The 20935-nt window shown below is 45.6% G+C and carries 16 protein-coding genes, 18 tRNA genes, 2 rRNA genes and 1 pseudogene; 3 read left to right on the top strand and 34 right to left on the bottom strand.

The features are described from left to right. Positions 1-174 precede the first annotated feature (174 nt). From BXP28_RS01875 to liaF, 4 genes and pseudogenes are all read right to left on the bottom strand, one after another. The gene (locus tag BXP28_RS01875) at positions 175-672 is read right to left on the bottom strand and encodes a GNAT family N-acetyltransferase (RefSeq protein ID WP_023484328.1); all 498 of its coding nucleotides are present in this window, start codon (positions 670-672) and stop codon (positions 175-177) included. 541 nt (positions 673-1213) lie between these two features. Continuing rightward, the gene (locus BXP28_RS01870; RefSeq protein WP_042119754.1) at positions 1214-1816 is read right to left on the bottom strand and encodes a response regulator; all 603 of its coding nucleotides are present in this window, start codon (positions 1814-1816) and stop codon (positions 1214-1216) included. 34 nt (positions 1817-1850) lie between these two features. Beyond that, a pseudogene (locus tag BXP28_RS01865) lies at positions 1851-2912 on the bottom strand (sensor histidine kinase). Between the two features lie 18 nt (positions 2913-2930). Continuing rightward, positions 2931-3596 (bottom strand): cell wall-active antibiotics response protein LiaF, encoded by a 666-nt coding sequence (liaF, locus tag BXP28_RS01860; protein ID WP_023484332.1) that lies wholly within the window; start codon positions 3594-3596, stop codon positions 2931-2933. 280 nt (positions 3597-3876) lie between these two features. On the opposite strand from liaF, the gene BXP28_RS01855 reads away from it, so the two are divergent. Beyond that, positions 3877-4332, top strand: a complete 456-nt coding sequence (locus BXP28_RS01855; protein WP_023484333.1) for a hypothetical protein — start codon at positions 3877-3879, stop codon at positions 4330-4332. 109 nt (positions 4333-4441) lie between these two features. Here BXP28_RS01855 and moaA read toward each other — a convergent pair whose 3' ends face one another. The 4 genes from moaA to BXP28_RS01840 all read right to left on the bottom strand — a co-directional run bounded on the left by moaA (position 4442) and on the right by BXP28_RS01840 (position 6704). Then, positions 4442-5446, bottom strand: a complete 1005-nt coding sequence (gene moaA / locus BXP28_RS01850; RefSeq protein WP_024094917.1) for a GTP 3',8-cyclase MoaA — start codon at positions 5444-5446, stop codon at positions 4442-4444. A 41-nt stretch (positions 5447-5487) separates the two neighbouring features. After that, positions 5488-5580, bottom strand: coding sequence for a 3-alpha domain-containing protein (locus tag BXP28_RS23760; RefSeq protein WP_226989755.1), 93 nt, complete (start codon positions 5578-5580; stop codon positions 5488-5490). Continuing rightward, positions 5574-6095, bottom strand: coding sequence for an MOSC domain-containing protein (locus BXP28_RS01845; protein ID WP_023484335.1), 522 nt, complete (start codon positions 6093-6095; stop codon positions 5574-5576). Before BXP28_RS01845 ends, BXP28_RS23760 begins: the two co-directional genes overlap by 7 nt. Positions 6096-6320: 225 nt before the next feature. Continuing rightward, on the bottom strand, positions 6321-6704 hold the full coding sequence (locus tag BXP28_RS01840; protein WP_042119222.1) for a hypothetical protein: 384 nt from the start codon (positions 6702-6704) through the stop codon (positions 6321-6323). A 691-nt stretch (positions 6705-7395) separates the two neighbouring features. Here BXP28_RS01840 and BXP28_RS01835 point away from each other — a divergent pair. Continuing rightward, positions 7396-8190, top strand: a complete 795-nt coding sequence (locus tag BXP28_RS01835) for an alpha/beta fold hydrolase (protein WP_036658250.1) — start codon at positions 7396-7398, stop codon at positions 8188-8190. Between the two features lie 148 nt (positions 8191-8338). On the opposite strand, the gene BXP28_RS01830 is transcribed toward BXP28_RS01835, so the two are convergent. The 21 genes from BXP28_RS01830 to BXP28_RS01730 all read right to left on the bottom strand — a co-directional run bounded on the left by BXP28_RS01830 (position 8339) and on the right by BXP28_RS01730 (position 16188). Then, positions 8339-8421, bottom strand: a tRNA-Leu gene (locus tag BXP28_RS01830). A gap of 4 nt (positions 8422-8425) precedes the next feature. Continuing rightward, a tRNA-Arg gene (locus tag BXP28_RS01825) sits at positions 8426-8502 on the bottom strand. 17 nt (positions 8503-8519) lie between these two features. Beyond that, positions 8520-8608 (bottom strand) — tRNA-Leu (locus tag BXP28_RS01820). Between the two features lie 8 nt (positions 8609-8616). After that, positions 8617-8690: transfer RNA gene (locus BXP28_RS01815), tRNA-Cys, on the bottom strand. 6 nt (positions 8691-8696) lie between these two features. Further along, a tRNA-Gly gene (locus BXP28_RS01810) sits at positions 8697-8771 on the bottom strand. A gap of 6 nt (positions 8772-8777) precedes the next feature. Then, positions 8778-8849 (bottom strand) — tRNA-Gln (locus tag BXP28_RS01805). 11 nt (positions 8850-8860) lie between these two features. Then, positions 8861-8936, bottom strand: a tRNA-His gene (locus tag BXP28_RS01800). Positions 8937-8946: 10 nt separating this feature from the next. Further along, positions 8947-9020: transfer RNA gene (locus BXP28_RS01795), tRNA-Trp, on the bottom strand. 6 nt (positions 9021-9026) lie between these two features. Next, positions 9027-9112 (bottom strand) — tRNA-Tyr (locus BXP28_RS01790). Between the two features lie 19 nt (positions 9113-9131). Continuing rightward, positions 9132-9207: transfer RNA gene (locus BXP28_RS01785), tRNA-Thr, on the bottom strand. 9 nt (positions 9208-9216) lie between these two features. Further along, positions 9217-9292: transfer RNA gene (locus BXP28_RS01780), tRNA-Phe, on the bottom strand. A 48-nt stretch (positions 9293-9340) separates the two neighbouring features. Next, positions 9341-9417 (bottom strand) — tRNA-Asp (locus BXP28_RS01775). 3 nt (positions 9418-9420) lie between these two features. Then, positions 9421-9494: transfer RNA gene (locus BXP28_RS01770), tRNA-Met, on the bottom strand. A gap of 63 nt (positions 9495-9557) precedes the next feature. Continuing rightward, positions 9558-9633 (bottom strand) — tRNA-Val (locus BXP28_RS01765). A gap of 65 nt (positions 9634-9698) precedes the next feature. Next, positions 9699-9773 (bottom strand) — tRNA-Glu (locus BXP28_RS01760). A 10-nt stretch (positions 9774-9783) separates the two neighbouring features. Beyond that, positions 9784-9875: transfer RNA gene (locus BXP28_RS01755), tRNA-Ser, on the bottom strand. Between the two features lie 2 nt (positions 9876-9877). Next, positions 9878-9953 (bottom strand) — tRNA-Asn (locus BXP28_RS01750). 140 nt (positions 9954-10093) lie between these two features. Further along, positions 10094-13074, bottom strand: a 23S ribosomal RNA gene (locus BXP28_RS01745). 198 nt (positions 13075-13272) lie between these two features. Then, positions 13273-13348, bottom strand: a tRNA-Ala gene (locus BXP28_RS01740). Positions 13349-13410: 62 nt separating this feature from the next. Further along, positions 13411-14965 (bottom strand): 16S ribosomal RNA (locus tag BXP28_RS01735). Together the 16S and 23S rRNA genes with 18 tRNA genes alongside form the textbook arrangement of a ribosomal RNA operon. Positions 14966-15288: 323 nt before the next feature. Continuing rightward, positions 15289-16188, bottom strand: coding sequence for a nucleotidyltransferase-like protein (locus BXP28_RS01730; protein ID WP_023484455.1), 900 nt, complete (start codon positions 16186-16188; stop codon positions 15289-15291). Between the two features lie 118 nt (positions 16189-16306). Between BXP28_RS01730 and BXP28_RS01725 the strand changes: the two genes are divergently transcribed. Beyond that, complete coding sequence (locus BXP28_RS01725; protein WP_023484454.1) at positions 16307-16708, top strand: DUF2614 family zinc ribbon-containing protein; 402 nt, start codon at positions 16307-16309, stop codon at positions 16706-16708. 188 nt (positions 16709-16896) lie between these two features. Here the strand turns inward: BXP28_RS01725 and BXP28_RS01720 are convergent, their stop codons facing one another. The 5 genes from BXP28_RS01720 to BXP28_RS01700 form a co-directional block, all read right to left on the bottom strand. Beyond that, complete coding sequence (locus BXP28_RS01720; RefSeq protein WP_023484453.1) at positions 16897-18597, bottom strand: glycosyl hydrolase family 18 protein; 1701 nt, start codon at positions 18595-18597, stop codon at positions 16897-16899. 153 nt (positions 18598-18750) lie between these two features. Continuing rightward, positions 18751-19185, bottom strand: coding sequence for a peroxide-responsive transcriptional repressor PerR (gene perR, locus BXP28_RS01715; protein ID WP_023484452.1), 435 nt, complete (start codon positions 19183-19185; stop codon positions 18751-18753). Positions 19186-19309: 124 nt separating this feature from the next. After that, positions 19310-19909 (bottom strand): hypothetical protein, encoded by a 600-nt coding sequence (locus tag BXP28_RS01710; protein ID WP_024094923.1) that lies wholly within the window; start codon positions 19907-19909, stop codon positions 19310-19312. Positions 19910-19950: 41 nt separating this feature from the next. Continuing rightward, on the bottom strand, positions 19951-20280 hold the full coding sequence (locus BXP28_RS01705) for a hypothetical protein (RefSeq protein WP_036658247.1): 330 nt from the start codon (positions 20278-20280) through the stop codon (positions 19951-19953). Then, on the bottom strand, positions 20231-20839 hold the full coding sequence (locus BXP28_RS01700; RefSeq protein ID WP_023484450.1) for an RNA polymerase sigma factor: 609 nt from the start codon (positions 20837-20839) through the stop codon (positions 20231-20233). The genes BXP28_RS01705 and BXP28_RS01700 overlap by 50 nt, the downstream gene beginning before the upstream one ends. Positions 20840-20935: the final 96 nt, after the last annotated feature.

Raw genomic sequence — 20935 nt, 5'->3', positions numbered from 1 at the left:
TTATTTAAGATTCTATTACCGGACCCATGGAAGGATTTTATCAGATCAGTAATCAGTCATGCTTTAATACAGGAGAGTTGACCGGTTTCTCATAAATTAGGCCGGATCCCAAGGTACGGAAATCCGGCTTAAACGGAGGAACCCATTTCTTGGAGTTTAGGGCAGGCTATCTTTTCAGTGCTTTCTTTTTAAAATTCTGGTAGGTAATGGCGGCTCATGATGACCCAACTCTTTATATAAAATGTAACATTCGATACCCGGAATAAAGCCTGAAACCGTGTACCCTTTATTTTCGTAAAACCGAATTGCCTTCGTATTTGACTTATCTACAAACAGGCCAATTCGTCTCATTTTTTTATCATGGGCGTACGCCTCAGTCACATTCATTAAACGGGAACCGATTCCACTTCCTTGATATTGTCTATCAACAGCCAGCATATCAACCAGAAGTTCCCTCTTGTTCTTTAAAGGGACAACATTGATAAATCCGCAGCAGGCCTTCCGACCCTCCTTTGCAATCCAGGTTATACCCCGGTTTAGTCTGGACCGGACCTCCTGAAACCCGGTTGTTAGGCTGGGATTCGTTTTCTGGGCAAAAGGCAGGAGTTCCTCTAGAATTAGACGATAAATCCATCTGTCATCCTGGTTAGCGTTCCTTTTTTGAATGTCCATTCCCGTTTTCTCCCCAAAAGCATTTTATATACTATATGAAGGAAGAAGAGAATGAACCTATGTATATGTCTTCATTATTTCTTGTGTTTTTTACTCATTTGCCACATAAAATAAATACAAACGAGGATAAAAAGAAGGCCTATAAGAACCTGGGTCATATTCATCCACTATGCTCCTTTAGTTAACTATTATTCTATTGTACGTTTTTTTTCTTTTCAACGTCAAATTGGTTCTACAATTAAGTTTCAAAAGCCATTCTAAGAGGGTGTAGATTATCATAGAACCAAATATATAGGGAGGAGGAAGCAGAATATGCGGGGATATGCCCCAAATCCGGTCTATAAAAACCAGTCTTTTTCCGGTAAAGTTTGGCCTGTTTCACCTGTAGAAAACCGAAATCCTTATAGAAAAGTTGCCGACCTTTATGAATATAAGGAAAGACCCGCAAGCCGAATATGCTGGCTAAGCTGACAGATTCTTGCCCTGTTGTTTTAGCATAAATAAAGCCCTGCTTTTCAAAAAAAGCAAGGGCTTTTCTGTATTAAGAAACGATTCCGTGTTTAAACGCATAAATGGCAGCTTGTGTCCGGTCCTCTACACCTAACTTTTGCAGTACATTGGTAACATGGAATTTTACCGTTTTAACACCAATGAATAATTCATCCGCCACTTCCTGGTTGGACTTTCCGGAAGCGATCAGCCGCAGCACTTCCATTTCCCGTTCAGTTAAGTCCTCGTGGGGAGCAGATTCCGGTTTAGGCTGGCGGAAACGATTCATGATCTTAGTGGCTACCTGGGATTCCAAAATCGGCTGACCTTTAACTGCGGCCCGGATTGCCTGTGCTATTTCCTGAGCCCTGGATGTTTTAAGCAGGTAGCTGAATGCACCGGCTTCAAGGACCGGATACATTTTCTCATCGTCCAGGAAACTGGTCAGCACAATCACTTTGCATTCCGGATATAGCTGAAGCAGCTTACGTGTCGTTTCAATGCCATCCATCCCTTCCATTACCAGATCCATCAGCACTACGTCGGGCTTATATTCTTGGGTAAGCCGTATCCCTTCCTCGCCGTTACTAGCTTCCCCCACGACCTCAATGCCATCCTCTGTTCCAAGTACAGCGGCAAGACCAATCCGGACCATTTCATGATCATCGACAAGCAGCACTTTAATATCTCTATCCAATGTTCATCCCACCTTCAACTAAAATTGGCACCCGAATCTCGATGCGTGTTCCTTTCCCAGGTGCAGTAATAATTTGAAGGGAACCGCCAATTTCGTTTACCCGTTCTCTCATCGTGTGAAGTCCATAAGAAGCTTGCTTCGTATTATCAATTTCAAAACCAATTCCATTATCACGGATAGATAATCTTAGCCCATCACCACGATGATGAAGTTTGACTTCCAGTTTTGAAGCTTTGGAGTGCCTCAAAGAATTGGACAGGGCTTCTTGTACGATTCGGAATAAGTGGTCTTCAATCCCTTTAGGAAGACGGATTTCCTCATCAAGGTCCTCAACAATTTCAATAGGAACCTTTGCTTTTAATTCCTGCAGCAATTTGTGTAAGCCAACGGCAAGAGGGTTTCCTTCCAAATGAACGGGCCTTAAATGAAGCAGCAAAGCCCTCATTTCAGACTGTGCCACCGCAGACATCTCCTCAATAAGGAAAATTTGCCGCTGTGCTTTATCAAAATCTTTATCTAGTGTCCGGAGGGCTGCTGTTGCCGTCATGGAAATAGCAAACAACTGCTGGCTAACCGCATCATGAAGTTCACGGGCCAGTCTTTGCCTTTCTTCAACAATGGCCGATACCCTGGCCTGTTCGGCAAGTTGGGCATTATGAGTAGACAAGCGTTGCAGTGAAGAAACCTGTTACTGCCATTTTTTGGTAATCCGTTCCAACTGCTCTCCTAGCCGTCCGATTTCGTCTTCACCAAGATGAAAGCTGGGGAGTACAAAATTCCCCTTTTCCATCAAAAGCATCGTTTCCGTCAGAGCTTCCAAACGCCGAGTAATCCTATTGCTGTACCAATACCCGTAAACAGCTCCTAGAAGAGTGGCAATACCCAGAAGGATCAAAGCCACCTGAATGACTTGGATCCATGAACTAAAAGGTTTCAGGAAGCCTGCCGTATAAAAGAAATACATAAAAATACCAAGCAGGATCATAGCAAGCAGGATCGATTCGGCCATGTTTCTCCAGATCATGTTGGTCAATCTTTTTTTGTTTTTTTCCACACAGCCGAACCTCCTCTTTTAGAAAACACGTACCTGAATATCTCCTACGAGATAAGAAAGTACAAGTTTCACCTGCTGATCACTCGTTTCATAATTGGGAGATGTCCAATTTACTTTATTCCATACACCCGTTTCCTTTTGGTTATAAACGGAAGCCTGCCCTATCATGACTGAAGCAGAAACCGAAGCCCCAACATCCTCCGGAATAATCAGATTAACATTACCGATTAATCCTTGAAGCACTAATGTCGTTTCTTTTTGCTCCAAAATAGCTGTTGATAAATCCATATTCAGTTCCCCGATCACAAACCAGATACTGCTGTCTCGAAGAACCCAAGGCTCAGAACCAAGGCGGATACTGTCAATGACTCTTTGTCTTTGTTCATAACGCTCGTGCCTGTGAAGCTGCTGCGACTTTAAATAGAAGTATCCAAGAGAAATAAAAATGACGGCAATGAGCAGAAAAATCCGATCTCCAAATATAAAGAAAACGCCGATTATTACCAGCAGATATCCTTTTTTATCTGCCTGAGACCAAATACGGTATATCCCAAACACTATGGAAGCAAAGGCAATGACAGAAAAAAAGCCAACCTGGCGTTCCAAAATTAAAAATATACCCGCTCCAATAAATAAAAAAGCGGTATTTCTTTTCCGTCTAGCGGCGGACTCTTCCTTTTCCATGTCCCTGCCTCCTTCCTGTTTGGGTCATCAGATAAACAAGCATACCATATTTGAAGGATGCCTCCAAGATTTTTTACATAGGTTACGGGAAGCGTTCACCGGTTAAAAAACGAAAAGATTATGTTTCCTCTTGAGTGTACACGAAAAACCAAAGTCTCCCTATAGACCAGCGGCGGTGCTTCCCCCCGACCAAAGTCGGGGTTCCCTTACAATCCCAGCCCTCTTCCTTCATATTCTTCTTCTATAGCGGGCATATTAGCCATGGAAAGGAGGGGAAGTTATGCCGCTGAATTATGCCCGCAAAATCGGGTTATGTATATTTATCTTCCTTATATGTATCGCTGTTTCACCTGCAAATGCTCAAGAACCAAAAGAGCCCCTTATTCAAATTTACAGCTCGGAAAAACAGCAAGTTATTCAAACGATTCCCATGAATGAAGAAGTCAGAGAACAAGTAGCCAGTTGGTTTAGTACAATAACAGGTATCTCCCCTAAACTGAAAATAGATACTCCCAAAGGATTGGCTATCCGGTTTCCTTTGGATCCCCCTCTGACTTTTTCAAACACATGGGTCCCATCTGCGCATGCTAAGGAAGTTTTCTTGCTTTTGGATCAGAGTCAAAAAGAGCCCCCTATGCTGCTTGTATTTACAACGGATCAAAGGTCTCATGTTTTTACTTTCAGTCATAATATTCAGCCTTTTTTGCATAAGAACCGAATAAGAATTCACAAATAAGGAATAAGGAATTCCGCTTGCTTAAAGCAGAAATAGGAGAAAAGCGGAATTCCTTATTCTTTCCGCCTACTGATTTGGCAGGAAAATAGGATGAGTCTGGTAAAAGAGGCTAACCGCCAATTTGTGACATACGACGCAAAGTCGGCTGATGGGATTGCTTTTCTCCTAGCAGCGCCTGGGCCATCTCATGGCTTTGGGGTTTAAGGTCCAGCGCCCGGAAAAACAAATCCATGATGGCCTTTTCATCACCAATATACGGTCTGACATTGAACTCATCGGACCAATATAAGCAGGGCTTAATATTCCCGTCTGCCGTTAACCTCAGCCGGTTACAGCTTTCACAAAAATGATCACTCACCGGGTGGATCAAACCAAAAGTTCCTGCAGCTCCATGAATTCTGAAGTTTTGCGAAGGCCCGTTCCCGACAATCCCCTTAACCTCCTGTACTTCCCATCCTTGTTTTGAGCATTCCTCCATCACTCTTGCAAGGGAGACATATCGGCCGCGCCATTCTTGGTCGTCATGACCAATCGGCATATATTCAATAAATCGAACTTGAATAGGATGGTCCCGGCTCAATTCGATAAAATCAACGATTTCATCGTCATTGATTCCTTTCATCAATACTACATTTAACTTTATCGGGTTAAACCCAACCTTGGCCGATGCGTTCAATCCCTCGAGAACTTTCTTTAGCTTGCCCCCTCTTGTAATAAATGCAAACCGGTCTTCTTTTAGAGAGTCAAGACTAATGTTGATTCTTGTAAGCCCTGCCGCTTTTAACTGCTCTGCCTTTGGTCCAAGGAACATGCCATTCGTTGTCAAGGCAATATCTTCAATTCCAGGAATAGAGGATAGTCGATTAACCAGATCTTCAATATGTTTACGAACAAGAGGCTCTCCTCCGGTTAATCTCAATTTTCTCACTCCCAGTCGGGCAAGTACCCTAACTACTGTTGTGATTTCATTAAAAGTTAACAAGTGATCATCCGGTTCAAACTCCATCCCTTCTTCAGGCATGCAGTAAACACAGCGTAAGTTACAGCGATCTGTGACCGAAATCCGTAAATAATCATGGACCCGGCCGTAGCGATCTATCAATACATTCTGCACACTTGTTCCTCCTGTTCCCGTAATTTTATGACCAAGACTATTTAAGGCTGTTTTCCTGCTGTTTTGGAGAGTTGAATCAGCTTATTCTCAAAACTGGTGCGCCAACTATCGGAAAGAGCCTCAACTTCTAACAATTTAAAATACCTTTTTTATTTTCACGTTCATGATATTTAAGCCTGTTTGCAAAGGAGACTGTTATTTCTTTGGCATCTCGCTTGAGGAGTTTAATTTCGGGACAGTCTGAAATAGTTCCCTCCTCCAGTATTCTTGCATAATAACCTGTATATCCCAAATTCGCTACTTCAGAAACAATCTCTGGTACTCCAAATTGAAAGATATCGCCAATATACACCTCATTTTCCGGCATTCCTTCTACTGTCAAGTTTTCTCCGAAAGCCCCGAAAGACAAATTCTGCTGAAGGTTGGATTCCCAAAAAGGATAATGCTCGTAGCAGTATATACACAAGGCTTTATCAGGTCCACCATGATATTTCAAGTCTGCCTGCCCATCACCTGTCAGGTTTGTCTTATTCAAGAAAACAGGGAACTTAACTGGTGTTTTAAAAATGCCTGTCTTCGTCAGTTTCCCGTGAAAACAGGCCTCAATAGGCATTCCAGCATTTACGGATTTGACTAAAGGCTCGGCCACTTCGTTGTCCTCCTGGTGAATAATCTACATGTTTCAAATTATACCAGCTGTAGGATTGAAGAGAAACATGCAATCTTAATAACGGATTGATACTATTAGAATAAGATAAGCTGGAAAACAATAAAAAACCTTGACGGTAGGTATTAAGCCGCCAAGGTTTTCTAATTGTCTTGGACCCGATATGTGTATACCTTCCAAAAACTATCTTGCTCTTGGTCCATACCATTAGCCTCCAGTACGGATTTTGCGATAAGTATCAATAAAGGAAAGAACATCCACACGTTTTCCTCTTTTTTTGGCCACTCTTGCCATTCGAAGGAGAGTCGTCCAAAATTCATCTAATACAGCGGATTCCGGATAAGTTTCTTCCTTTTTCCCTATTTTCGTGGTTGATGGTGAGACAGGTGCTTGGTCACTGGAGATGAGCATTTGAATTTGTTTTCTTTTCCACTCGTCACCTTTTACGTAAGTTACACCGATTTCCCGCATTTTTTTTCTAACTGAGGTCACAGGACGCTCCAATTCTTTAGCAATGACAGCAGGAGGGCAATCTTTCGACAGCACTATCAACCTATCCAATTCTTGGCTAGTCCATGATCTCTTTGACATGCTATTCACTCCATTCCTTCCTGTTCATATGATAATTTTCCCTATAAATAATTCTAACAAAATCATAGCAAGTAATTGTTACATAAGTTTTAGGATTATTTTAACATATAGCTACAAATTTGTGTCGAATTTCGGTACTTTTTATCTATCATATAGACCAAATGGTATGATACTATCGTCATGTTTTTCCTTTTATCGGAAAATTAAATGAGTGAGTTTAATTTCGGCCGGGACTTCAGCCTATAACTTAAGTCCATCTGATTTACCTTCATCCGGAAACTTATTTATATTTTCTGTATTCACTTGAATGGAGGATTCTTTTCTCCTTTTTACAAATTGGGTTTGAATTTTTTTTCTGATTTTTGACAATTTAAGGCAGTATTCACGCATTTATTTCCGAGGAAATATTATCCAACAATATTTGTCTTTCAAAGCATCTTTCCAAAAGGAACTTTGATTTGTGCTATGATATAACAAAAGAAACGAAAGTCCTCTATTTTATTTCGGCTGCTGATTTATTTTTTGTTAACTTGAGTTACTCAATTTCATAATACAACTGGTGAGCACTTAATAGAGAAGATATAGATAGATACGGTCCAGATTTATCTATATCTTGTACCCGTTCCGATGGATATCTAAGTTATGAAATGGATTCGACTATCAGTTTATGAACTTAAGGAGGTTATTTTTAATGAAATTAACAGTAAGAAATAAAGAAATGTACATAATTGATGAGGGAGAGGGTCCAGCATTGGTTTTCCTTCACGGTTCCCCTTTTGAGGGGAGCATGTGGATTAATCAACTGGATTATTTTAAATTGTCTTACAGGGTAATTGCACCTGACTTTAGAGGAATGGGACAATCTCAAGACTCCAAGCATCCATTTTCATTTGAAGAATTAGCCGAGGATATACTTGCTTTGCTGGATAATTTGGGTATTGTCCAATTTGTTTGCTGTGGTCTTTCCATGGGAGGATATGTTGCATTTTCCTTATGGCGTAAAGCGCCTGAGCGAATCCTGGCGTTTATTCTGACGAATACAAGACCGGATGCGGACACAGTCGAAGGCCAAACAAAACGATTGCATACAGCTGGGAACCTGCTTGAACATGGCTCCAACCAGTTAGTTGAGCAGATGTTACCAAACCTTGTTGCCGCGGATACTAAAAAAGATAATCAAAAACTGGTACAAGATATCCAAAACATGATTCTGTCCATGGACCCGGCCGGTTTGGCACACATCAGTCTGGCTATGGCATTTCGTGAGAGTTCGATTCAGGATTTATCTTCCATTTCTGTTCCTGTCTTAATCGTAGCCGGAACCGAAGACCCTATTACTCCTCCCGATGTGATGCAGCGAATGGCGGATAAAATTCCTGATTCCCAATATGTTCAGATAGATAAATCCGCACATCTGACACCTTTGGAGCAACCTGGCTGGTTCAATAAACAGGTAAAGTCCTTTCTAAAGCAAATGTTCCAATAATAAGGGTAATGAATGCTGCTAGTAAAAAAGAAATCAAAACAAATTGGAAACAAAAAATAACAGAATTATTCTTGAAAAGAAATGCAGTGGAATTGGGTATATAGAAAAAGCAAGTGCAGGGTAATAGCTGCACTTGCTTTTTGAATTATGCCGGTGAAGGGACTTGAACCCCCACTCTCTTGCGAGAAACGGATTTTGAGTCCGTCGCGTCTGCCATTCCGCCACACCGGCTTACTGGCGTGCCCTAAGAGATTCGAACTCCTGACCTTTTGATTCGTAGTCAAACGCTCTATCCAGCTGAGCTAAGGGCACTTACTATTCGATAGAACTGGTGCCGAAGACCAGACTTGAACTGGTACGGTAGTCACCTACCGCAGGATTTTAAGTCCTGTGCGTCTGCCGATTCCGCCACTCCGGCGTAAATAATGGAGGCGCCACCCAGATTCGAACTGGGGGTAAAGCTTTTGCAGAGCTCTGCCTTACCACTTGGCTATGGCGCCTTAGGATGGAGCGGAAGACGGGGTTCGAACCCGCGACCCTCGCCTTGGCAAGGCGATGCTCTACCACTGAGCCACTTCCGCATTAAACTGGGGGTATAGGATTCGAACCTATGCATGACGGAGTCAAAGTCCGTTGCCTTACCGCTTGGCTAACCCCCAACAGGACTATATGGGGCGATCGAAGGGAATCGAACCCTCGAGTGTCGGAGCCACAATCCGATGCGTTAACCACTTCGCCACGACCGCCATAAAACTTTGGCAGGGGCAGCAGGAATTGAACCCACACTAACGGTTTTGGAGACCGCTGTTCTACCTTTAAACTATGCCCCTATAATATGGTGGAGGCTGATGGATTCGAACCACCGAACTCGTAAGAGAACAGATTTACAGTCTGCTGCGTTTGGCCACTTCGCTAAGCCTCCACATTATAAAACTATGCGATGGTGCCGGCGAGAGGACTTGAACCCCCAACCTACTGATTACAAGTCAGTTGCTCTACCAATTGAGCTACACCGGCTGGTCGCTATGGTGGCTCGGGACGGAATCGAACCGCCGACACGAGGATTTTCAGTCCTCTGCTCTACCGACTGAGCTACCGAGCCTCAACTTATTTCCAGAACTTCCATGACATCATGATTCATGGAATAGAATGGCGGAGCTGACGGGATTCGAACCCGCGGTCTCCTGCGTGACAGGCAGGCATGTTAGGCCTCTACACCACAGCTCCATATTGCGGGGGCAGGATTTGAACCTACGACCTTCGGGTTATGAGCCCGACGAGCTACCGGACTGCTCCACCCCGCGGCAATTAACCTTAGAAGCAAGCGTATCTGCTAATCGCTTATGCCTATCTTCCGGGTTAAATTATGGTGGACGCTGACGGGATCGAACCGCCGACCCTCTGCTTGTAAGGCAGATGCTCTCCCAGCTGAGCTAAGCGTCCATATAAAGCAATGTGAGTTCAATTATATTAGGTTCTCACTGCTTTGTCAAAAGAAAAATTATACATGGTGACCCGTAGGGGATTCGAACCCCTGTTACCTCCGTGAAAGGGAGGTGTCTTAACCCCTTGACCAACGGGCCGGATATATAATGGCGGAGAGAGAGGGATTCGAACCCTCGAGACGCTTTTGGCGCCTACACGATTTCCAATCGTGCTCCTTCGGCCAACTCGGACACCTCTCCATTGGCTCCCCGAACAGGGCTCGAACCTGTGACAACTCGATTAACAGTCGAGTGCTCTACCAACTGAGCTATCGGGGAATAGGATTTTTCGAAGCATTACTGCCTCGGTCAGGCTGCGAGAAAATATCCTGCCTTAGAAAAGGCATGCAGCTTGAACCAGCCTCTTGCACCCTGAAAACTAGCAGCGAAGCAAAGTGTACTTAGAACAGTTGTTTCTTTAGGATAAGCCCTCGACCGATTAGTATTGGTCAGCTCCACGCATTGCTGCGCTTCCACCCCCAACCTATCTACCTCGTCGTCTTCAAGGGGTCTTACTACTTGGGAAATCTCATCTTGAGGCGGGCTTCACGCTTAGATGCTTTCAGCGCTTATCCCTTCCGTACATAGCTACCCAGCTGTGCTCCTGGCGGAACAACTGGTACACCAGCGGTACGTCCATCCCGGTCCTCTCGTACTAAGGACAGCTCCTCTCAAATTTCCTGCGCCCACGACAGATAGGGACCGAACTGTCTCACGACGTTCTGAACCCAGCTCGCGTACCGCTTTAATGGGCGAACAGCCCAACCCTTGGGACCTACTTCAGCCCCAGGATGCGATGAGCCGACATCGAGGTGCCAAACCTCCCCGTCGATGTGGACTCTTGGGGGAGATAAGCCTGTTATCCCCAGGGTAGCTTTTATCCGTTGAGCGATGGCCCTTCCATGCGGTACCACCGGATCACTAAGCCCGACTTTCGTCCCTGCTCGACTTGTAGGTCTCGCAGTCAAGCTCCCTTCTGCCTTTGCACTCTTCGAATGATTTCCAACCATTCTGAGGGAACCTTGGGGCGCCTCCGTTACTCTTTAGGAGGCGACCGCCCCAGTCAAACTGCCCACCTGACACTGTCCCCGAACCGGTTCACGGTCCCGGGTTAGAACTCCGATACGATCAGAGTGGTATCCCAACGCTGCCTCCACCGAAGCTGGCGCTCCGGCTTCTTAGGCTCCCACCTATCCTGTACAGATCGTACCAAAGTCCAATATCAAGCTGCAGTAAAGCTCCATGGGGTCTTTCCGTCTTGTCGCGGGTAACCTGCATCTTCACAGGTATTAAAATTTCACCGGATCTCTCGTTGAGACAGCGCCCAAGTCGTTACGCCATTCGTGCGGGTCAGAATTTACCTGACAAGGAATTTCGCTACCTTAGGACCGTTATAGTTACGGCCGCCGTTTACTGGGGCTTCGGTTCATAGCTTCGGGCCTTAAGCCCTAACCACTCCCCTTAACCTTCCAGCACCGGGCAGGCGTCAGCCCATATACTTCGCCTTGCGGCTTCGCATAGACCTGTGTTTTTGCTAAACAGTCGCTTGGGCCTATTCACTGCGGCCCCCTCGAGCTATTCACTCTACCGGGGCACCCCTTCTCCCTAAGTTACGGGGTCATTTTGCCGAGTTCCTTAACGAGAGTTCTTCCGCGCGCCTTAGAATTCTCTTCTCGCCTACCTGTGTCGGTTTGCGGTACGGGCACCTGCACCTGGCTAGAGGCTTTTCTTGACAGTGTGAGATCAAGACCTTCGCTACTGCTATTTTCACTCCCCGTCACAGCCCGGCTTTCATCGTGTGCGGATTTGCCTGCACACCAGCCTCACTGCTTGGACAAGCACTTCCATCAGCTTGCGTCCCTACCCTACTGTGTCACCCCATCGCTCATAGCGGTGTTTGGTGGTACAGGAATTTCTGCCTGTTGTCCTTCGACTACGCCTTTCGGCCTCGCCTTAGGTCCCGACTTACCCTGAGCGGACGAACCTTCCTCAGGAACCCTTAGGCTTTCGGCGGATCAGATTCTCACTGATCTTTTCGTTACTCATACCGGCATTCTCACTTCCAAGCGCTCCAGCTGTCCTCACGGTCAACCTTCTATGCTGCTTGGAACGCTCCCCTACTGCCCTTAATTAGGACCCATAGCTTCGGTGGTGTATTTAGCCCCGTTACATTTTCGGCGCAGAGTCACTCGACCAGTGAGCTATTACGCACTCTTTAAATGGTGGCTGCTTCTAAGCCAACATCCTGGTTGTCTGTGCAACTCCACATCCTTTCCCACTTAACACACACTTGGGGACCTTAGCTGATGATCTGGGCTGTTTCCCTCTTGACAATGGATCTTAGCACTCACTGTCTGACTCCCGGGCACCGAGTGGATGGCATTCAGAGTTTGACTAGACTTGGTAACCCTTGGCGGGCCCCGCACCCAATCAGTGCTTTACCTCCATCACTCTAACCCGAGGCTAGCCCTAAAGCTATTTCGAGGAGAACCAGCTATCTCCGAGTTCGATTGGAATTTCTCCGCTACCCCCACCTCATCCCCGAATTTTTCAACATTCGTGGGTTCGGGCCTCCAGTGAGTGTTACCTCACCTTCACCCTGGACAGGGGTAGATCACACGGTTTCGGGTCTACGCCTGCATACTTCCAAGCAATACAAAGTATTGCTACTTCGTAAGCTTATGCTTTGCCCTGTTCAGACTCGCTTTCGCTGCGGCTCCGGCTCTTCACCTTAACCTTGCATGCAAGCGTAACTCGCCGGTTCATTCTACAAAAGGCACGCCATCACCCTGATTTCCCGAAGAAAATCATAGGGTTCTGACTTCTTGTAAGCACACGGTTTCAGGTTCTCTTTCACTCCCCTCCCGGGGTGCTTTTCACCTTTCCCTCACGGTACTGCTTCACTATCGGTCGCTAGGGAGTATTTAGCCTTGGCAGATGGTCCTGCCGGATTCCGACGGGGTTTCCCGTGTCCCGCCGTACTCGGGATCCACCTTGGAGAGAGCAGACTTTCAGCTACAGGGCTGTTACCTTCTGTGGCAGGCCTTTCCAGACCTCTTCGCCTAATCTGCTCCTTTGTAACTCCGTATAAGGTGTCCCACAACCCCAGTGAGCAAGCTCTCTGGTTTGGGCTCCTCCGCTTTCGCTCGCCGCTACTGACGGAATCACGATTGTTTTCTTCTCCTCAGGGTACTTAGATGTTTCAGTTCCCCTGGTCTGCCTCTTCACTTCCTATGGATTCAGAAGTGAGTGACTGCGCATAACCGCAGCCGGGTTCCCCCATTCGGACATCCCCGGATCAAAGTCTGCTTACGACTCCCCGGGGCATATCGTTGTTCGCCACGTCCTTCTTCGGCTCCTAGCGCCTAGGCATCCTCCGTGTGCTCTTACCAGCTTAACCTATGCTTTGTATTTCTTTGAAGGGCTTTCGCTGCACCTGAATGTTTTCAATCACACGTAAGGTGAACATTCATCTGCAAAGTCGCTCACTTCAAACGAAACACTTCGCTTTATACTAAGGATGTTCTAAGTTCTCGCTTTGTTTCGCTATCTAGTTTTCAAGGTACAAGTGCGTTTTGTGTAAACAAAACACCGTAGATGGTGGAGCCAAGCGGGATCGAACCGCTGACCTCCTGCTTGCAAGGCAGGCGCTCTCCCAGCTGAGCTATGGCCCCAAACTCCATCAAAACTGACAACGAGTGAGTAAAGCCTTCTTGTACATTTCTGTACTCCATAGAAAGGAGGTGATCCAGCCGCACCTTCCGATACGGCTACCTTGTTACGACTTCACCCCAATCATCTACCCCACCTTCGGCGGCTGGCCCCTTGCGGTTACCTCACCGACTTCGGGTGTTGTAAACTCTCGTGGTGTGACGGGCGGTGTGTACAAGACCCGGGAACGTATTCACCGCGGCATGCTGATCCGCGATTACTAGCAATTCCGACTTCATGCAGGCGAGTTGCAGCCTGCAATCCGAACTGAGATCGGCTTTTGAGGATTGGCTCCGGATCGCTCCTTCGCTTCCCGTTGTACCGACCATTGTAGTACGTGTGTAGCCCAGGCCATAAGGGGCATGATGATTTGACGTCATCCCCACCTTCCTCCGGTTTGTCACCGGCAGTCATCTTAGAGTGCCCACCTCTGCGTGCTGGCAACTAAGATCAAGGGTTGCGCTCGTTGCGGGACTTAACCCAACATCTCACGACACGAGCTGACGACAACCATGCACCACCTGTCTCCTCTGTCCCCGAAGGAAAAGGTCTATCTCTAAACCGGTCAGAGGGATGTCAAGGCCTGGTAAGGTTCTTCGCGTTGCTTCGAATTAAACCACATACTCCACTGCTTGTGCGGGTCCCCGTCAATTCCTTTGAGTTTCAGTCTTGCGACCGTACTCCCCAGGCGGAATGCTTACTGTGTTAACTTCGGCACCAAGGGTATCGAAACCCCTAACACCTAGCATTCATCGTTTACGGCGTGGACTACCAGGGTATCTAATCCTGTTTGCTCCCCACGCTTTCGCGCCTCAGCGTCAGTTATAGGCCAGAAAGTCGCCTTCGCCACTGGTGTTCCTCCACATCTCTACGCATTTCACCGCTACACGTGGAATTCCACTTTCCTCTCCTACACTCAAGTCTCCCAGTTTCCAGTGCGAACCGGGGTTGAGCCCCGGGCTTAAACACCAGACTTAAAAGACCGCCTGCGCGCGCTTTACGCCCAATAATTCCGGACAACGCTTGCCCCCTACGTATTACCGCGGCTGCTGGCACGTAGTTAGCCGGGGCTTTCTTCTCAAGTACCGTCACTCCAGGGGCAGTTACTCCCCTGGCCGTTCTTCCTTGGCAACAGAGCTTTACGATCCGAAAACCTTCATCACTCACGCGGCGTTGCTCCGTCAGACTTTCGTCCATTGCGGAAGATTCCCTACTGCTGCCTCCCGTAGGAGTCTGGGCCGTGTCTCAGTCCCAGTGTGGCCGTTCACCCTCTCAGGTCGGCTACGCATCGTCGCCTTGGTAAGCCGTTACCCTACCAACTAGCTAATGCGCCGCAGGCCCATCTGTAAGTGACAGGTTGCCCCGTCTTTCATGACTTCTTCATGCGAAGAAACCAGCTATCCGGTATTAGCTCACGTTTCCGCAAGTTATCCCGGTCTTACAGGCAGGTTGCCTACGTGTTACTCACCCGTCCGCCGCTAACCTGGCGTCTCCCGAAAGAAACACAAGGTCCGCTCGACTTGCATGTATTAGGCACGCCGCCAGCGTTCGTCCTGAGCCAGGATCAAACTCTCCAATAAAGTTGTTTCTTTATCGAATGAGCTGATTGCTCAACTATACTTTGCTGACGAGAATTTCTTCTCTTAGTCACTTTGCGTGACCCGCTTTATCACTCGTTGTTCAGTTTTCAAAGGACAATCATGTGAGTTAATCTCACATTTCGTGTCAGCCACTCTCGCAGCGACTTCTTTAATATAACACATCTAATCATCTAATTGCAAGCTTTTTTTATTTCCATTTACTATGAAACAAAAAAACTAATAGAGTTTGATGATAGTGTTTGCTGCCGTTCCCGGCGGCGAAATATAATTTACCATAGACCCATCAGAGAGTCAACCCCCTATCAGATTCTTTTCCCTTTAGCGGAATCATCCAAATCCGCCGTTCTTACATATCTGATCAAAAGCTCTGTTAAATCCTCATCTCTTGGAACGAAGACCTCCTCAATCAGTCCCCGCTTAACCAGTTTATGAACAACTATTGGAATCAGGTTCCGAACTTCCTGTAAATCGGTTAATTGTTGTAATTCAGTCATACTCCAGGTCTCTTGACGTTCCTCCATTAAAGCGAGAAGCGGTTTGCAGCACTTTTCCATTTTGGACATGACAGAAAATTCACAAGCCAAAAGTACAAGTTCAACACGCTGTTTTATTGTTTCTTTACTCATAGTTAGTTCTTCATAGAGCTTATAGACACCGGGGTTCACCTGCTTAATTCGTCCCCAGATGCCCAGATCCGGATGCTCCCCCTCTTCAATCAATACGATTTGGGCCCAATGACGGAGAGCTTCAAGAATATGCTGATAGGAATCCATTTGCTGCCCTTGCAGGCTATACCGCTTTCCCTGTACATATTCATTTAAAAACTGGGCAAATTCGACAAATAGCTGCCACTCCCGGATTTGCTCCGGAAGGTCTAAAAGAGTTTGCCGCAATCCGCCCAGGTTTCCATAGCGGTCCAGAATAATCTCCCCCTTTAATAACGAATTCCTGATTTCAATATAAGAATTTGTAAAAAGAAACACTTTCATCTCCTCAATATTTATCCATCTTTCTTGTATACGCTTCCCGTCTTTTATATAATGGATAATAGATTTGCAATTCCTTAGATTGCCATTAGAGACAATAAACAGAAGTTTATCCGCACCGTCATACATAGGAGGATTTTCCTTGCCAGGTTGAACAACAAGAACCCCCTCAATTTGATTATTAAGCTTGTATTTGAGAGCCAACGGTTCGATCATTTTTCGTTCATTCCTCCCCGGCGGAATTCCTTAATGATAACTTCTACAATTTGTAGAAGTTTCCTGCTCTTTTCAGTGATAAATCTTATCCAAAATATAAGGAAAGAAGTGACTTCTTGTGAGATTCAAATCAAGCAAAGTGAATGAATTTCGCCTGTGGGGCCTGCTGCTGACAATGGGTGGGATGATGCTTATGATTCTTGGTCTTGCCGGCGTTGTATTTAATTGGGGCCCGATCGGCAAAATGATAGCTGTCGTATGCATGGTTATCGGTATGCTCAGCATGATGGGCAGCATGGCTATCTATTTCTGGGCGGGAATGCTCTCCACTTCGGCCGTTTCTCTAGATTGCCCTGAATGCGGAAAACGAACGAAACTTTTAGGTAAAACGGACCGTTGCATGTTTTGTAAAACAATCCTTACTTTTGATCCGCAATATATACCCGGAGAAAATGGTAATCCCGATCCGCTTCCGCAAAAGAACTCTCCGGATCAGACAGAAAAAAACCTTCAGAGCTAACTGCCCTATATTCAAAATTAAGAAGAGGCTGTCCCAAAAGTCGATTTGCGATGTTTTGACCCGCTTAAAGTTAAATTTCAGGTAAAACAGAACCTCCATTTCCACTTTGTTAGTGGATTTGGAGGTTCTACCGTTTGGAACTTGGGACTGGATCATTCATGCGGACATTTTTAGGACAGCTCCTTTACTTATGGATTCACGAAAGAAGAAATTGCAGGCCAGACATCGGGCTTTTCAAAACCTCTACGCCAAGATGCTAGACCCGCGAGATTATACCGGTTCATTACTTCCATTCTGGCTTTCATCGACGTTTCATCCTCCATCCATATCTTGTAAGTTTTTCCGTCCTCCTGATATTCCACATAATTTTGCTTCGTTTTCTCATCATAAATAGGGGTAAGATTTTTCTCCTGTACCAAGGTTTCCACTGCACTCATTGCCATAGCCTTACTGCTGACTTCCGTTTTCCCGTCTTTTTCTTCTTCAGTCCAAAGCCGGGTAAAGAAAGGTATTCCCAGTATCATTTTGGAAGGAGGGACTTCATCCTCCTTTAAAATCTTGGTGAGGACCTGTTCTACCCACGGCAGGGAGGCAACGGACCCCGCTTTAGGACTTGAAGCCCAATGTTCATCATAGGCCATTACGATCATATAATCCGTAATTTTGCCCAAGGCTTTACGGTCTAAAAATAAGGACCAGTTTTCCGTGTTTGATTTAGGAGTTACATCCACTGAAATAGTTAGTTCGTTACTGTGCGAATATGCGGTAAGTTCCCTTACGAATTGAGTAAAATTGTCTTTATCGGTCGTTTTTACATTCTCGAAGTCAACATTAATTCCCTGAATACCAAGCTGCCTGGCACTCTCTATCACCTGGGTGATAGCATTTTTTCTCCTGTCAAAGCTGGAAAGGGCTTCAGTGGTAAGACCCGGTTCAAAACTGTTGCTGAATAAAGCCCAGATCTGATATCCCCTCTGTCTGGCCCATGCCGCATAATCGGAACTGGCCAAGCTTACAATATTCCCTTGACCATCACTCAGACGGAACCAGGTAGGACTGATTACATTCAATCCAGGCATGTCCGGAATATTCTCTGTTTTGGGATGCTTTGTAACAATTTGTCCCCACGTTACATTGATTTTTCCTTTTTCAGGTTTCCACGCTTGAAAAGACGGTTCTTCCTTGGCAGGGATACTCTGGGCTTCAGTTTCCCCGAGATGGCCCTCCTTCATGTACCCGGAAACACCATTTTGTAATTGGACTTTAACCCATCCCGGCTTAGCTTCGCCCCATATATACATCGTTTCTTCGGAAGATACATCCGAATAAATGGGAGAACGGCTGGAAGGACCGGAACGAAGCGGTCTTGTTTCATCTTTTGCCCCGTTTATCCGGGCCGTTTGATATTCTTCTCCGGCATTCCAGACTAGCACGATTCCGTTTTGTTCTTCTTCCCGGACTTCCGTTCCGTAGATCGATTTTAGCAAAGAGGCAGGTACATAGGCTTCCCCATCCTGCACTGTTACAGCTTGTTCAAGTGAGATTGTCTTTCCTGTATCTTCAGCTGTCTTATTGTCGGCAATAGCTCTGATTACCCTATTGGAAGTCGTCAAAATTACGGATTTACTTTCCGCTTCATAATAAGCCCCGGAATCTATGTACTCCTGAATAAAAGACAAGGGAAACCTGAGGGTATTCCCTTGGCCCAAGGCCGTTTCTTTATAAAGCTCTCCCCGAAAAAACAGCGGTTTTTCTTTCCCTTCAAAAGAAAAGGATACGTGCTTATCATTAGGTGCTTCGGCAAACCATACATACCCTATGCAGCCCAAAAGCAGTAAAAAAAGAATGATCTTATATCGTGATTTTTTTCTTGGTTTGCGGTACGGCAACTATTCTCCACTCCCTTATCAAGCTTCCTTCATCCGTTTATAACTCTTATATTTCTAACAAAAAACGTGCCCAAAACCAGCAAAACGCTGGCGGGCACGTTTACGTATTATCCTGCAGATTATAATCTCAAACCTTGTAAGCTCTAAATAGAACTAATGTTTTGTTCGCTTAGCACAATCCGGACAAAGACCAACCACTTCGAGACGATGTCCATGAACGTCAAAACCCGTCTCTCTTGCGGCTATTTGCTCAATCTCCTGTACCGAAGGATATTCAAAATCGGAAATCCTGCCGCATACCTCGCATCGTGCGTGGTAATGGTCTGACATATCTGCATCAAACCGGCTAGAATCGTCTCCGTAAGTTAGCTCACGTACTAATCCAGCCTCAATAAAAACCTTGAGGTTATTGTAAACTGTAGCCACACTCATATTAGGAAACTTCGATTCCAATGCTCTGTAGATATCATCGGCTGTTGGATGAATTTTTGAATCAAGCAAATAAGATAAGATGGCATGTCTTTGCGGAGTCATGCGAACACCGGTATTCTTCAATTTGCTAAGTGCCTGTTCCAAATGTTCGGACATGAAACTCACCACCTATAACATAGTATGAACGATTAGAATTATTCTTATGTTTATTGTACGTTTGTAAAATTGTTCTTGTCAATGTTAATATGTGGCCTTCTTTTTGGAAAAAACACTTTTTTCATCAAGCTTCTTTGTTTTTTCGATTTTCCCAAAGCAGCAGCACGATCCCCGCTCCTATCAGGATTCCCCCGCCAAGGTATGAACCCAAAATATCAAAGAAAATATTCAGCCAAGACGGCTTGCTGCTCGCAAGGAAGAAAAACACTCCGACCATAATGAGGATAACCCCCAGATGGGACATCTTTGTTAAATGAAGAGTAGGATCGCTAATTTCCTCTCCTCCGAACATTCTGCTGTAATAGACCCAATCGGCCAGTTGAAGTGTTTCAAATACATTATAAAAGTAAATGATCGGCACAATCAAAGAAAATAACGTAGTTAAGGCCGGGTTGCCAAGTTTTACAGCGCTGAGCACGATTGCACAAATATCGAGGATGAGACAAAACATAATGAATAACCCCCGATTCATTTGGCCCAAATACATCTGGCCCGTGCCCGGCATCATGATCGAAAACAAACAGGCTAGCCATTTTTTCTTGGCCGGCAATCTGGGCGGAGCAGCATACGGATAGTTGGAATAAGGCGGTCTGGGCGGGTAATCAAAACCGAACGGTGAACCGCCTTGCGGCCTCTCATGCTCTGAAGGATGATCAAAATGCAAGAGCAGAAACCTCCTTTATTTTTGGAATAGTTTTTATCTGGTTACTGGATGTGTTCAATAAGATACTGAATATACGAAGCAAACGAATGGGCAGATCCTTCCATATGTGTCAGCCAGTCCATTCCACCGGCAAACAGGAACATATAAGTAGCAGCAACGGCTACCATCCCATGAACAAGCCTGCGCCTTTTAATCAAATCGTTCACTTGATTTCTTTTTTCAGCCAATAGGCTCTGCGTTTGATCGGAAGATGCCCGTATGGATTGCATAACCCGGTCAGTAAATGAAGAAGAAGGCTCCAGAAGGGGAAGTGTCAGTTCATTATGATTTAAACGAAGCCGTTTTTTTGAGTTCCGATGCTTGCTTGGCATCCGGATCCACCTCCAACCATTTTTGTTTAAGCATGGATTTGCCTCTATACAATCTCGTTTCAACGGTTTTCACAGGGACTTGCAAAATATCGGAGATTTCCTGATACGAAAATTGCTGAAAATGGTATAGAGATAGCACGATACGGTATTTCTCCGGAAGTTTTAATAAGGCCTCATGCAAAGCATCCCTTTGTTCATTTAGGATAACCTGCTCCTCAGGACCCTTGTCCGGATCCAGCGAGGCGAACCAGTTTTTCACTTTATCCGCCCAAACCTCCATTGGTCTTCTTTTTCTTTCCCTTAGATAATCAGTAACAAGATTCGTCGTTAAACGGTACAGCCAAGTGGTGAACTTGGCCTCACCGCGGTACTGGGCCAGGCTTCTGTAAGCCTTCAAAAACACTTCCTGCGACAAGTCTTCGGCAGTTTCCCGATGTCCAACCATGCGATAAATTAACGTATAGACATAATTTTTATGGCGTTCGACCAGATATCGGTATGCTTCTGCATGGCCTTGACGGATCTGTTCTACCCATTCCTCATCCGTCAATTGTTCCATCGTTCCACCTGCCTTTCATTCTGATTCCCGGGACTCATGGATATAAGACGACCTTTATTATAACACCCCTTCAAAATAAGCAAAAATTTTTGCCCT

Source organism: Paenibacillus larvae subsp. larvae (genome assembly GCF_002003265.1).
Lineage (GTDB): Bacteria > Bacillota > Bacilli > Paenibacillales > NBRC-103111 > Paenibacillus_H > Paenibacillus_H larvae.
This window is presented reverse-complemented; position numbering and strand designations above follow the sequence as displayed.

What these genes read in the sequence shown, in the direction of transcription:
- liaF (WP_023484332.1), bottom strand. Translation starts at nt 3,596, where the DNA reads ATGGAAAAGGAAGAGTCCGCCGCTAGACGGAAAAGAAATACCGCTTTT.
- perR (WP_023484452.1), bottom strand. Translation starts at nt 19,185, where the DNA reads ATGTCCGAACATTTGGAACAGGCACTTAGCAAATTGAAGAATACCGGT.
- BXP28_RS01700 (WP_023484450.1), bottom strand. Translation starts at nt 20,839, where the DNA reads ATGGAACAATTGACGGATGAGGAATGGGTAGAACAGATCCGTCAAGGC.
- BXP28_RS01835 (WP_036658250.1), top strand. Translation starts at nt 7,396, where the DNA reads ATGAAATTAACAGTAAGAAATAAAGAAATGTACATAATTGATGAGGGA.
- BXP28_RS01840 (WP_042119222.1), bottom strand. Translation starts at nt 6,704, where the DNA reads ATGTCAAAGAGATCATGGACTAGCCAAGAATTGGATAGGTTGATAGTG.
- BXP28_RS01705 (WP_036658247.1), bottom strand. Translation starts at nt 20,280, where the DNA reads ATGCCAAGCAAGCATCGGAACTCAAAAAAACGGCTTCGTTTAAATCAT.
- BXP28_RS01730 (WP_023484455.1), bottom strand. Translation starts at nt 16,188, where the DNA reads ATGATCGAACCGTTGGCTCTCAAATACAAGCTTAATAATCAAATTGAG.
- BXP28_RS01855 (WP_023484333.1), top strand. Translation starts at nt 3,877, where the DNA reads ATGCCGCTGAATTATGCCCGCAAAATCGGGTTATGTATATTTATCTTC.
- BXP28_RS01875 (WP_023484328.1), bottom strand. Translation starts at nt 672, where the DNA reads ATGGACATTCAAAAAAGGAACGCTAACCAGGATGACAGATGGATTTAT.
- BXP28_RS01870 (WP_042119754.1), bottom strand. Translation starts at nt 1,816, where the DNA reads ATGGTCCGGATTGGTCTTGCCGCTGTACTTGGAACAGAGGATGGCATT.